The organism is Pseudomonas sp. XS1P51 (assembly GCF_054897845.1).
Genome location: NZ_CM142707.1, coordinates 3,113,021 through 3,124,773, shown reverse-complemented (window position 1 = coordinate 3,124,773; position 11,753 = coordinate 3,113,021). Strand labels below are relative to the sequence as shown.

Below are 11,753 nucleotides of genomic sequence, written 5' to 3'. Positions count from 1 at the left end.
GCTTTTCATCACCGGCCTAGAATGAACGCCTACTTTACCGGGTCTGTGGTCATGCCTCCTGAATGTCAGCTTTTCGGCACCATTGGGTGCCATCTCTGTGAAGTCGCCGAAGTCGAACTGATGCCTCTGGTCGAGCACGGTTTGATGGTGGAGCTGGTCGACATTGCGGAAAACGAAGACTGGGTCGAAGACTACGGTTTACGGATTCCGGTATTGCGACGCCTGGATAACGGCGCTGAACTCGATTGGCCGTTCGACGCCGAACAGGTCGTGGCGTTCTTGCGCTGACCCGATGCCCCTCCCGTCGCGGTTTACGTTTCATCCATTGGCGAAAGACAGGCTATTCGGTTACTGTATGTTCATACAGTTGCTCGGATTGCCTGTCATGTGAGTTTGGGCAGGCGATCCCGGAAGTCAGAGGGATGAACCTTGGTCAATGTCGAACAGTTGAAGAACAGCGTGAACCGGATGTCGGTGGACGTGGTGCGCGAGGCGGTCCTCGAATTGCGTCTGGATGGCCTGGTGACGGAAGGAAAAACCCCCTTCAACAAACTGCATTTCAATACCTGTTTCGCCGAAATCGAAGCGTTGTTCCAGCGTGCGGGCTATCACCGGCAGCTGGATGTCGTGGGTTATCAGGGGTTGCTGTATGCACTTTATGATCCGGGGCGCTGGGAGGCAGTCGATGTATTGCGCTGGCTGAAGGAGTTCACTGAGGCGGCAGCGCGAACGCAGTCGATACCGGCTTGAGGATTCTCTTCTAGGTTCGTTTCGGCCGCTGTTGGATAATGCCGCCCTGTATTGAGGGTCAGAGCTTTCGTATGTCCACTTCATCTTTTTCTGCCGCACACAATCAGGCCAGCACGCTCTACTTGCCACCTGGCCCGTGGCAGACCGTACTCGATTGCCTGTGCGAACACTTCAGCGCCATCGGCCGTGAGCAATGGCTGGACAGAATTGCGCGTGGTCGTGTCCTCGACGGGCATGGCGCGCCGATTGCCCTTGATCTGCCTTACAAGGAAGGCCTGCGGATTCATTATTTTCGGGAAGTGCCGGACGAAAAGCCGATCCCGGTGGTGGAGTTGATTCTTTACGCGGACGAGCATCTGGTGGTGGCGGACAAACCACATTTTCTGCCAGTAACACCGGCGGGCGAATACGTGGAGCAGACCCTGCTGCGGCGGCTGATCCGTCGGCTGGATAATCCGCATCTGGTCCCGTTGCATCGCATTGACCGGCATACGGCGGGGTTGGTGCTGTTTTCCGCCAACCCTCAGAGCCGTGCGGCGTATCAGTCATTGTTTCCTACGCGGCAGATCGAAAAGCGCTATGAGGCAATTGCCAGGGCATTACCCGAACTCTCTTTTCCATTGGTCCATAAGAGCCGACTCATCGATGGCGAGCCATTCTTCCGCATGCAGGAAGGTCCGGGCGTCAGCAATACCGAGACGGCCGTCGAGGTCAGGGAGAAGAACGGTGATCTCTGGCGTTATGCGCTGTACCCGGTGACGGGCAAGAAACATCAGTTGCGGGTGCACATGACAGCGTTGGGCGCCAGCATCTGCAATGACCCGTTCTATCCGCAGGTACTCAAGGGTGTTGAAGACGATTTCGCCAACCCCTTGAAACTGCTTGCTCAGGGGCTGCGGTTTGTCGATCCGGTCACCGGCCAGGCAAGAGACTTCGAAAGCACCCTCACCCTGCAATGGTGATCGCTGTTCTTCAGACACGAAAAAGCCCGCATCAAGCGGGCTTTTCTGTATCCGGTTGTCGTCGCAAAGATTACAACTCTTTAACGGTACGTACCTGATCCTTGTTGACACGGGTGTGCTTGCCGTCCAGCTGTTCGAATTCGTAGAAACCCGAATCCTGATCGTATTTTGGTTCGTCGACGGCCTGGATTTCGCGCCCGTCATTCAAGGTGATCACGGTAGGCGATGCGCAACCAGCAAGGGTCGCGAGGCCCAGTGCGAGCATGAAAGCGGCGAGGGTCCGTTGAGTCATGAGTGTGTCTCCGAATATGAATTCTTTTGGTTACTGAGCTTGAGACGTGTACGACGTGCGCAAGTTCCTTCTCCTGTCAGTCTGACACAGTGTTATGTGCACTTAACAGTTCCGGCGTGTTGAGGTTGGCCAGCCGAGGGTCGTTGTCGGGGCATTGCAGGGCGGTCGCGCCCAATTTGCGCATGAGGCGACCCGGGCTGCGTTCTCCGTCGTTCCAGGCAGTTTCGAAAGCGTCGGAAAGTGCAACGGGAATAATGCACAGCAAAGGTTCCCAGTGTTCGTCATGGCGCAGCATCAGCGGCTTGTCCGGGTGTTGGCTGGCGGTTTCACGCATGCTGTGAAGCAGTGCTGCATCAATGCGCGGCACGTCACAAGGCAACACCATCAAATGCCCATGGCGAGCGGCCTTCAGGCCCGCTCGAATACCGGCGAGGGGCCCTGGAAAGTCGCCTTCGTCGTCATGGACCAACTGGTCGGCGTAGGGCGCGTATTTTTCCAGGTTTCGGTTGCAGGAGATGATCAGGTCATCGCTCAACGGACGAGTCTTGCGGTGCAGATGCGCAATCAGTGGCTCGCCGTGCCACTCCAGCAACCCTTTATCCCGACCGCCCATGCGTTGGCCACGACCACCTGCCAGGAGCAGAATGGAGCAGGAAGGTATTTGTATATTCGAGGTCATGGCAGGTCTCCATGGGGGCGGCGAAAAAATGGGGCGCTGTGATATAACACCGGGCTGTTTCTCCTACAACTGGACGAGCCTATGAAAGCCAAGGCTGATGTACCTTTCGCGCCGCTCAACATCGCGGTGCTGACGGTCAGCGATACCCGTACCCTGGAAACCGATACTTCAGGCCAGGTCTTCGTCGACCGCTTGATCGCTGCCGGCCACAACCTGGCTGCCCGGGTGTTACTCAAAGATGACCTCTACAAAATTCGCGCGCAAGTCGCCAACTGGATTGCCGACGATGTGGTGCAGGTGGTGTTGATCACTGGCGGCACCGGTTTCACTGGGCGCGACAGCACGCCGGAAGCCGTGAGCTGCCTGCTGGACAAGCAGGTCGATGGTTTTGGTGAGCTGTTCCGGCAAATATCGGTAGCGGATATCGGCACCTCCACTGTTCAATCCCGCGCCCTGGCCGGCCTGGCCAATGGCACGCTGGTTTGCTGCTTGCCGGGTTCGACCAACGCTGTGCGCACCGGTTGGGACGGTATTCTTGCCGAACAGCTGGATTCGCGGCACCGCCCGTGCAATTTCGTTCCTCATTTGAAACAGGCGGCACCCTGTGAATCCCGCGGGTAAGCCAGGCAAGACTGGCAGTCTGATGGCTGTCGAGGTGGCGCTGGCGCGCTTGCTGGAAATGGCCGAAGCCACACCGATTCGTGAGCGTGAACGCTTGCCGTTGGCGCAGGTTCAGGGCCGCGTACTGGCCGATGACCTGGTTTCGACGCTTGATCTGTCGCCCTGGCCCAACAGTGCCATGGACGGTTATGCCTTGCGCATGGCCGACTGGACGGGAGAGCCGTTGGTGGTCAGCCAGAAGATTTTTGCAGGTAAAGCTCCAGAACCCTTGAAGCCCGGCACCTGTGCACGAATCTTCACCGGCGCACCTGTTCCAGCAAATGCCGATTGCGTCGAGATGCAGGAGAACGCCGAAGTCCAGGCGGATGAAAGAGTCCGTTTCACCGAAACCATGACCTCAGGGCAAAACATCCGTCCACAAGGCCAGGAAGCCACCGTCGGTGAACTGATTCTGCCTGCCGGCACGCGCCTGGGTCCGATCGAGCAGGGGCTGGCGGCATCACTGGGATGCGCAGAGCTGGACGTGATTCGCAAGGTTCGCGTTGCGGTTCTTTCCACCGGCGATGAGTTGATTGAACCGGGTCAGGCGCTGGGGCCAGGGCAGATCTATAACAGCAATCGAGTGTTGCTCTGCAGCTGGTTGCAGCGCTTGGGCTGTGAGGTGATCGACGCCGGTATTCTTGCGGATGACCTGGCAACCACTCGCGCTCGCCTGGGTGAATTGAAGGATGTCGACTTGATCCTCTCGACCGGTGGCGTATCGGTGGGAGAGGCTGACTTTCTGGGTGTTGCCTTGCGCGAAGAGGGCGAGTTGACGTTGTGGAAACTCGCCATCAAACCCGGTAAGCCCCTGACCTTCGGACATTTTCGCGGCGTACCGGTGATTGGTTTGCCCGGCAACCCGGCGTCGACCCTGGTGACCTTTGCCTTGTTGGCAAGGCCTTATCTCATGCGCCGTCAGGGCGTAAAAGAGGTTGAGCCCCTGAAGTTTCAGGTGCCCGCGGGGTTTGCCTGGCCCAAGGCTGGTAATCGGCGCGAGTACTTGCGTGGGCGTCTGGAGAACGGCCAGGCAATCATCTACAAGAATCAGAGCTCTGGTGTACTGCGTAGCGCCGCCTGGGCCGATGGTCTGGTTGAAGTGCTGGAGGGCCGCACGCTGATCGAAGGTGACTGGGTGAGCTTCATCCCGTTGAGCGAAGTACTGAACTGATGGCAGCTACGCAAACCCGGTTGATCGAACCGGGTTTTGCGTTCATGACACCTCAATGAGTCAGGAGTGACACGACCTGGTCGAAGCGGCTATTGGCGACCCAACCGAGGAGCCCGAGGATCACGGCGGCCCCACCGGCTGAATAGGCAAGCCTGTGCTTGATGGATTTGACGTCGCCACGGACTTCATCCATGTCTCTTCGGATGTATTTGAGGTGTGTCTCCAGTTCAACGACGCGAGGTTCCATTTCAACTTCTCCGCTGGGTTTTGCGCTGTTTTCGAATTCGGCTTGATGATTGGCCCGCCTTTCTGCGAGCGGTGCGACCGGAGTGACCGGTAATCTGATGTCATGGCTTTGCATGGCACGTCCCTGTGTATTTCCTGCTGATGACTGATAGACCGCAGATGCAAAGGTCTACCAATCACACTGATGGGTCAATTGAGCCGATTCCTCATGTTTTGTAAGAAAAAATCCCGCTTTGTAGGACCCAGGACCTACGACTTGAAATAAATCAACTTCTTGCGACTTTTATGGGGTGGGACGCGGTCCACATATCCCGTACGGAATTCATTAATGGGAGCGACCACAATGAGCGAACGCAAGGCGCTGTTGATTCTGCATGGCAAGCAGGCGCTCAACGAGGAGGTCCGTGCGGCCGTCGCGGGCAAACGTGCGCAGGGTTGGGAGTTGGCCGTTCGACTGACCTGGGAGGCCGGCGACGCACAGCGGCTGGTGGATGAAGCACTGGCGGCAGGCTACAGGCAGATCATTGCGGGTGGCGGTGATGGCACCTTGCGAGATATTGCCGAGGCCATGGCGGCGCATTCGACGCAGGCCAGTCTGGTGCTGATGCCCCTGGGGACCGCCAATGACTTCGCTCGCGCCGCTGGCGTACCTCTGGAACCCGAACAGGCACTGGATCTGCTGGACGTCAAGCCCAAAGCCATTGATCTGGGTGAAGTCGGCGGGCAGGTGTTCCTGAACATGGCCACGGGCGGTTTTGGCAGCCAGGTCACGGCCAACACCTCTGAAGATTTGAAAAAAGCTCTCGGGGGCGCGGCGTACCTGTTCACCGGTTTATCACGCTTCAGTGAGTTGCATGCGGCCTATGGAGAGTTGCATGGCCCGGATTTTCAGTGGAGTGGCGAGCTGCTGGCGCTGGGAATCGGCAATGGCCGGCAAGCGGGCGGTGGTCACGTGTTGTGCCCGCAGGCACTGGCTGACGATGGTCTGCTGGATATCAGCATTCTGCCTGCACCGCAGGAAGTGGTGGGTACGTTGAAAAGCCTGCTGGCCGATGGTTTCGGTATCGACAACATGTTTGTGCGTGCCCGCCTGCCATGGGTCGAGATCAAGGTCTCGGAAGGCCTTTACATCAATCTTGATGGCGAACCGCTGGAGGGCGACAGCCTGCGATTCTCGGCGCGCCCGGCGGCACTGCGCGTGCATTTGCCCGAAAACTCACCGCTGCTGAGCGGCTCTACACCGGCTAATCATCCAGGCTGATGATCTGCTCGCGCACGGCAAACAGCACCAGGCCTGCCACGTCGTAGATCTGCAGGCGCTTCATGATCTGCGAGCGATGGGTTTCGACTGTCTTGATGCTCAGGCCCAGGCCGTTGGCGATTTCCCGGGTGGATTTTCCACGAACGATCAGCCGAAGGATTTCCAGCTGTCGTGCCGTCAGGTTATGCGAGTCCGCTGGTTCCGGCTGGTGTTTCTGGGTGCGGATCAGCGCCTGGTTGATGACGGTATGGGCAATGGCCGGGCTCAGGTAGCGCTCGTTATTGCGCAAGGCATCCAGGGCATGTTCGAGTTCGGTGGCCGTGGTGTCCTTGAGCAGGTAGCCATGGGCGCCGGATTCCAGTGCCTGCATGATGAGTGCAGGGTCGGTGTGCATCGACAGGATCAGCACCTTGCTCTGCGGGCGTATTCGCTTGAGTCGCTGCAGGGCTTCAAGGCCGCCGGTTTCCTTCATGGAAATATCCAGCAGCACAATGTCCGGGGCCAGCCGCTCGACCATCTCGAGTAATTGCGAGCCGTCATTGGCCTCACCGATTACCGCATAACCGGGAATATCCAGCACCAGGGCGCGCACGCCAGCCCTGATCAGCGAGTGGTCATCCACTAGAAGTAAGTTACAAGTCAACGCATAACCTTATTCGTACTGGCCCGTTCAAGCGCACGAGGCGCCCAGGGGAAGAGAGCTTCGATTTGAGTGCCTTTGCCCGGTTCGCTGGTAACGCTCAGCGTGCCGCCCAACTGATCGATCCGTTCCGACATCCCGGCCATTCCGCGTTGCCCCTCACGACCCGGATTTGTCGCGGGTGCGAAACCCAGACCGTCGTCGCTGATCAACAGCGACAGGCCCTGGGGCAGTCGTTGCAGGCGGACCAACAGATTTTTCGCTTCGGCATGGCGCAGTATATTGGTCACCGCTTCCTGGGTGATTCGAAAGGCGGCGACGGCCATTTCTTCCGGAATTCCGGTCAAGCGTGAATGGCATTCCAGGCTCCAGTGCACTGGCGTATTGCCCAGAGTCTTGAGCAAATGCGCGCGCAGACTGGCTTCCAGCCCAAGACTGGTCAGCTGCCTGGGATTCAGAATGGCCGATACATCACGAACTTTGGCCAGGGTTTCATCCAGTGTGTCGCAGAGCGCGGAACACTGCTCCTGCAGCTCTTCGGGCATTCGGCGCTTGAGCCATTCACTTTGAAGTTTTGCCGCGGTCAGTAACTGGCCGATATCGTCATGCAATTCTCGACTGAGTCGGTGACGTTCGTTTTCCTGAACCTTCAACAATCGGTCGGCCAGTTCTTGAGGCTCAAACTTTATCGACTTGCGTGAGAGGCAATGCTGCACGCAGACGCAAATCAGCGCTGCAATATTGAGCACCAGCAGACTTAGCGGCAGGTGAGTGGACAGGGCGTAGACCAGCAGGCTGCCAAGCGCCGAGCAGGTACACAGCAAAAGCGTGAACCGGCGAGCGTTTTCTCGGGAAGGTGGCCACATGGTGATTGACTTGAGGCTGGCGTACATAGCGGATGGAGCCAATGGATGTTCGCTGCGGGCAGACCGGTCATATTGACTGACGGGTCTCTGTCTGGAGTCACTCTGCCATTAATTGACGTCAACTAATGGTCGGCATAATACCACTTAAGATACCGTTGGTCGCGTTTGGTATATATGTCTGTACAGTCGGGAAATAAAGTTTCTGGACGGCAGTTCCACAATGGAAAAAAGTTTGGCGAAGGAATAGTTATTTGTATCGGGCTGTCGTTGACTGGTATGAAATATTCAATTGCGACACGAGCGCGCTCAAGTTACAGACATGGCGTCATGGCAATAGGAATACGGAGAGCAAAGCCTAGTTATCAGTAAATTTAAGCTTGCCGTTCGGAGAGGGAAACGAGCGTGAACGGTTTGGAATTAACCGGTGGCTGAAACTGACTCTGCCCGACCTGAAACGCAAAGGCTTCGATCAGGGATGTCTGTTCACTGTCATCGAGGCTCAGTTGGCCGGTGGTCTGATCGATGAGTTCGAGTTGCCAGGCCATCAAGGTGAAGCAGTCTTTGAGTGCACCCAGGGCCTGGTCGTGCAGGTCAATGTGGTTCTGGGCATGGCTGAGCAAGCCATGAATGTGCAACGAAAACTCCGAAACGGCTGCCAGTGCGAGGGCGTCGGCCTTGCTGGCCAGTTTGAGGAGGGTGCTCAACATGCAGTCGATGGCGTCCTTGTCATTGCTGATCAGTTGCAGATGACTCAGGCATTCCTCGGATTTGGCCAGGAGTGTTTCAGCCTCGACAAGAAATTCCGGCAGCCGCTTGGTCCACTCTTTACGGTCGTTCGGCATGCTTATCTCCACAACGTCATGTCAAATGAGGGAATGTCGTGTGTGTCGGCGAGGACGATTAGAGTCCCGGCGTTGCCGTGCCGTCGTGAGATCGCGCTCCGGCCGGCCGGGTGGCAGGCTGGGGAACTCGAGAGGGTGGATGGCCACTGACCTGCGATCGCACACAAAAGCCTGACTCCGTTCATGCAATGAGAATGGCGTCACATTAATGGCTATTGGATATTGCGAATATCAGGTTGGGCCTGATTGTTACTAGGGGAATCCCTTACGCAGGGGAACCTTACGAGCGAACTGGTGTCGCGCCGCAGGGAATGAAGCAGATGAATCAACGGCGTCAGTAAAGCATGATGTTAATGTGACATCAATGCCTGATCGTGGCATTTTGTATAGGGGTCAAGATCCGGCAAAAACAGCCGATAACCCTCTTTAGTGAATTCATCAGAACAAGCCCAGGAGTCATTGATGGCCGGCATTCTCGACACGGTAGACCAACGCACGCAACTGGTGGGTGAGAATCGCCTGGAAATTCTCATGTTCCGACTGGCCGGACGGCAATTGTTCGCGATCAACGTCTTCAAGGTGCAGGAAGTGCTGCAACTGCCGAAGTTGACCCTGATGCCCCAGCGCCATCCGTTTGTTTGCGGCGTGGTTAACCTGCGCGGCCAGACGCTGCCGGTCATCGACCTGTCCCAGGCCATCGGCATGCGTCCGTTGGTTCCAAGCCCTACCAGTACGATCATCGTCACCGAATACAATCGTTCGGTGCAGGCGTTCCTGGTAGGCGGTGTGGACCGCATCGTCAACATGAACTGGGAAGCCATTCTGCCGCCGCCGACCAGTGCCGGTCGTCAGCACTACCTGACCGCCATCAGCAAGGTCGACGATCAGTTGGTGGAAATCATCGACGTTGAAAAAGTCCTGGCCGAAATCGTCCCGTACAACGCCAAGGTGTCCCGCGACAAACTCGACGACCCGATCCTGGAGCGTGCCCGTGGCCGGGAAGTGCTGCTGGTGGACGACTCGAACGTGGCCCTGGCGCAATTGCGCGACACACTCGGTCAGTTGGGCGTGAAGATGCACATCGCCAGCGACGGCTTGAAAGCGCTGAACATGCTCAAGGCCTGGGCCGATACCGGCGTGAACATGACCGACAAACTGCTGATGGTGTTCACCGACGCGGAAATGCCGGAAATGGACGGCTATCGCCTGACCACCGAAATCCGTAACGACCCGCGTTTGCGCAGCCTGTATGTGGTGCTGCACACCTCCTTGTCCGGCAGCTTCAACGACTCGATGGTCAAGAAGGTCGGTTGCGACAACTTCCTCTCCAAATTCCAGCCGGACAAACTCGTCGACGTGGTGCGCCAACGCCTGATGCTCGATGAAGTGCCTGCCTGATAGCGATTCAAACGCTACCCACGGTCAACCTGTGGGAGCGAGCCTGATCGCGAAGGCGGTTTTACATGCAACCTATGTCGACTGTCATTGCGCTTTCGCGAGCAGGCTCGCTCCCACAAGGTACGCAGAGACGCATTTTTCGTCTTTGATTCGGTGATCAAGCTCGTATAGGGTGGCGTTTTTTGCCCACCAGGGAGCTGGCCATGCTGCGTCTGAGCGCGCTTTATCGTTATCCGTTGAAATCCGGCAAGGGTGAGACCCTGCAACAGGTCAGCCTCGACAAGCTCGGTCTGGATGGGGATCGACGCTGGATGCTGGTGGACGAGGCCAGCGGGCGCTTCCTGACCCAGCGAGCGGTGGCGCAGATGAGTCAGCTGTCGGCGTTGTGGAATGCCGACGGCGGCTTGACCCTCAGCGCCCCGGGCCGCTCACCGATCGATATCGCCTTGCCGGCCAGCGATGCTGAGTTGCGTGGTGTGACCATCTGGCGCGATACGTTGCGCGTGCCCGATGCGGGTGACGAAGCGGCTGCCTGGGTCAGTGAGTTCATCGGTAAACCGACGCGCCTGGTGCAAGTGCCGCTTGATCGTGCACGAACCACCCAGGCCGGCTACGGCAAGGACGACGATCAAGTGGCGTTCGCCGATGGCTTTCCGCTGTTGCTGATCGGTCAGGCGTCTCTGGAAGATTTGTCGCAACGCGTCGGGCGTCCGCTGGAAATGCTGCGCTTTCGGCCGAATCTGGTGATCGAGGGCAGCGAGGCGTATGCCGAGGATGGCTGGAAGCGCCTCCGCATCGGCGATGTCGAGTTCCGGGTGGTCAAGTCCTGCTCACGTTGCATTCTGACCACCATCGACCCGCAAACCGGCGAACGCAGCGAAGATCGCGAACCCTTGGCGACCTTGCAGAAATACCGTGCTCAGGAAGACGGTGCGATGTTCGGCCAGAATCTGGTCAACGACGGCAATGGCCAGCTTGAAGTGGGTATGCCGGTCACGATCCTCGAATAAACGACCCTGAATGAAAAATGCCCGTGTCCAAGGACACGGGCATTTTTTTGTCGCTGTGAAAACCCGGGGGGTTAGCCGCGGTATTCGCACAGGTAAGCAGTGTCGACGGCCACTTTCAGCTGGAATTTGCTGTTGGCGGGTACGTTGAACTGGCTGCCGGCGGCGAAGGTTTCCCAGTCGGTGCTGTCAGGCAGTTTGACGGTCAGGGCGCCGGTCACCACGTGCATGATTTCACGCTGGCTGGTGCCGAATTCATATTCGCCCGGAGCCATGACGCCGATGGTCGCCGGACCTTCTGCGGTGCCGAAGGCGATCGACTTGACGGTACCGTCGAAGTACTCGTTGACTTTAAACATGGGCGATTCCTCGAAAAGGACTGAAAAGGGCCGGCCAGTATGCACAAGGCCTTTGGCGCCGTCACCTCTCTAGAGGGGGAGAACCAGTGGCAGCAGACGGGCCGTATTGCGCGCATCTTCCAGCGCCCGGTGTTGCTGCCCGGTGAACTGCATGCCCGCCAGTTGCAGGGCGCCATTGAGCCCCAGCGGGCGTTCCAGGCGACGGGCCTTGGCAAAGCGCTGCTTGAGGTTCATGTGCGGCACCCGGCTCAGGGCGCTGTCGAGTTGCAAGCGCTGCCATTCCTGAAGCAGTTGTTTGCGGTCGTAATCGCCCCAACTGGCCCAGCCTTCCAGGCGTGAATGATGTTCGCCGAGCCAGCGCTCGAACGATGGCCAGACTTCGTTCAGCGGCTGTGCCGTATCGATGTTGGCTTGGGTGATGTGGGTCAGTTCCCGGCAAAACGGCGTCAGCAGAGGCCGACGCGTCGGGCGCACGAAGCGCTGGAAGCTATCCAGTTCTCGCCCCTTGCGGTCCACCAGGGTGGCGCCGATTTCGATGATTTCCATTTCCGTTACTGGCCAACCACCCTCATCGGTGGTGGCTTCCAGATCAATGACCAGCCAGTGAGGCATCGCAGGGT

16 protein-coding genes are annotated in these 11,753 nt (G+C 57.9%); 8 read left to right on the top strand and 8 right to left on the bottom strand.

The genetic code is table 11. The features are described 5' to 3' along the window. Positions 1 to 51 precede the first annotated feature (51 nt). The 3 genes from ACYZUD_RS14420 to ACYZUD_RS14410 all read left to right on the top strand — a co-directional run bounded on the left by ACYZUD_RS14420 (position 52) and on the right by ACYZUD_RS14410 (position 1,712). On the top strand, positions 52 to 288 hold the full coding sequence (locus ACYZUD_RS14420; protein WP_462024606.1) for a glutaredoxin family protein: 237 nt from the start codon (positions 52 to 54) through the stop codon (positions 286 to 288). A 141-nt stretch (positions 289 to 429) separates the two neighbouring features. Then, a complete protein-coding gene (locus ACYZUD_RS14415; RefSeq protein ID WP_192227859.1) occupies positions 430 to 750 on the top strand; it encodes a transcriptional regulator in 321 nt (106 codons plus the stop codon). A gap of 71 nt (positions 751 to 821) precedes the next feature. Further along, positions 822 to 1,712: a pseudouridine synthase gene (locus tag ACYZUD_RS14410; protein ID WP_462024605.1), complete on the top strand. Its 891-nt coding sequence runs from the start codon at positions 822 to 824 to the stop codon at positions 1,710 to 1,712. Positions 1,713 to 1,782: 70 nt separating this feature from the next. On the opposite strand, the gene ACYZUD_RS14405 is transcribed toward ACYZUD_RS14410, so the two are convergent. Together ACYZUD_RS14405 and mobA are read right to left on the bottom strand one after the other, a co-directional pair. Beyond that, complete coding sequence (locus tag ACYZUD_RS14405) at positions 1,783 to 2,004, bottom strand: YgdI/YgdR family lipoprotein (protein WP_462024604.1); 222 nt, start codon at positions 2,002 to 2,004, stop codon at positions 1,783 to 1,785. A gap of 76 nt (positions 2,005 to 2,080) precedes the next feature. Further along, positions 2,081 to 2,683, bottom strand: a complete 603-nt coding sequence (mobA, locus tag ACYZUD_RS14400; protein WP_462024603.1) for a molybdenum cofactor guanylyltransferase MobA — start codon at positions 2,681 to 2,683, stop codon at positions 2,081 to 2,083. An 81-nt stretch (positions 2,684 to 2,764) separates the two neighbouring features. On the opposite strand from mobA, the gene moaB reads away from it, so the two are divergent. Beyond that, entirely contained in the window at positions 2,765 to 3,304 is a 540-nt protein-coding gene (gene moaB / locus ACYZUD_RS14395; RefSeq protein WP_462024602.1) for a molybdenum cofactor biosynthesis protein B, read from the top strand. Beyond that, positions 3,288 to 4,514 carry a molybdopterin molybdotransferase MoeA gene (locus tag ACYZUD_RS14390; protein WP_462024601.1) on the top strand — a complete coding sequence of 409 codons (1,227 nt, stop codon included), beginning with the start codon at positions 3,288 to 3,290 and terminating at the stop codon, positions 4,512 to 4,514. The genes moaB and ACYZUD_RS14390 overlap by 17 nt, the downstream gene beginning before the upstream one ends. A 52-nt stretch (positions 4,515 to 4,566) precedes the next feature. On the opposite strand, the gene ACYZUD_RS14385 is transcribed toward ACYZUD_RS14390, so the two are convergent. Beyond that, on the bottom strand, positions 4,567 to 4,875 hold the full coding sequence (locus ACYZUD_RS14385) for a hypothetical protein (RefSeq protein ID WP_462024600.1): 309 nt from the start codon (positions 4,873 to 4,875) through the stop codon (positions 4,567 to 4,569). Positions 4,876 to 5,103: 228 nt separating this feature from the next. Here ACYZUD_RS14385 and yegS point away from each other — a divergent pair, with 228 nt between their 5' ends. Next, complete coding sequence (gene yegS, locus ACYZUD_RS14380; RefSeq protein WP_462024599.1) at positions 5,104 to 6,021, top strand: lipid kinase YegS; 918 nt, start codon at positions 5,104 to 5,106, stop codon at positions 6,019 to 6,021. Here the strand turns inward: yegS and ACYZUD_RS14375 are convergent. The 3 genes from ACYZUD_RS14375 to ACYZUD_RS14365 all read right to left on the bottom strand — a co-directional run bounded on the left by ACYZUD_RS14375 (position 6,005) and on the right by ACYZUD_RS14365 (position 8,369). Continuing rightward, entirely contained in the window at positions 6,005 to 6,664 is a 660-nt protein-coding gene (locus ACYZUD_RS14375; RefSeq protein WP_462024597.1) for a response regulator, read from the bottom strand. The genes yegS and ACYZUD_RS14375 overlap by 17 nt on opposite strands. After that, positions 6,661 to 7,554 carry a sensor histidine kinase gene (locus tag ACYZUD_RS14370; RefSeq protein ID WP_462025042.1) on the bottom strand — a complete coding sequence of 298 codons (894 nt, stop codon included), beginning with the start codon at positions 7,552 to 7,554 and terminating at the stop codon, positions 6,661 to 6,663. The genes ACYZUD_RS14375 and ACYZUD_RS14370 overlap by 4 nt, the downstream gene beginning before the upstream one ends. A 344-nt stretch (positions 7,555 to 7,898) precedes the next feature. Then, the gene (locus tag ACYZUD_RS14365; protein ID WP_462024595.1) at positions 7,899 to 8,369 is read right to left on the bottom strand and encodes a hypothetical protein; all 471 of its coding nucleotides are present in this window, start codon (positions 8,367 to 8,369) and stop codon (positions 7,899 to 7,901) included. A gap of 462 nt (positions 8,370 to 8,831) precedes the next feature. Between ACYZUD_RS14365 and ACYZUD_RS14360 the strand changes: the two genes are divergently transcribed. Next, on the top strand, positions 8,832 to 9,767 hold the full coding sequence (locus ACYZUD_RS14360; protein ID WP_462024593.1) for a chemotaxis protein CheV: 936 nt from the start codon (positions 8,832 to 8,834) through the stop codon (positions 9,765 to 9,767). Positions 9,768 to 9,970: 203 nt separating this feature from the next. After that, a complete protein-coding gene (locus ACYZUD_RS14355) occupies positions 9,971 to 10,777 on the top strand; it encodes an MOSC domain-containing protein (RefSeq protein WP_462024592.1) in 807 nt (268 codons plus the stop codon). A gap of 71 nt (positions 10,778 to 10,848) precedes the next feature. Here ACYZUD_RS14355 and ppnP read toward each other — a convergent pair whose 3' ends face one another. Together ppnP and ACYZUD_RS14345 are read right to left on the bottom strand one after the other, a co-directional pair. After that, positions 10,849 to 11,133: a pyrimidine/purine nucleoside phosphorylase gene (gene ppnP, locus ACYZUD_RS14350; RefSeq protein ID WP_010461229.1), complete on the bottom strand. Its 285-nt coding sequence runs from the start codon at positions 11,131 to 11,133 to the stop codon at positions 10,849 to 10,851. A gap of 69 nt (positions 11,134 to 11,202) precedes the next feature. Next, entirely contained in the window at positions 11,203 to 11,745 is a 543-nt protein-coding gene (locus ACYZUD_RS14345) for a 3'-5' exonuclease (protein ID WP_462024591.1), read from the bottom strand. Positions 11,746 to 11,753: the final 8 nt, after the last annotated feature.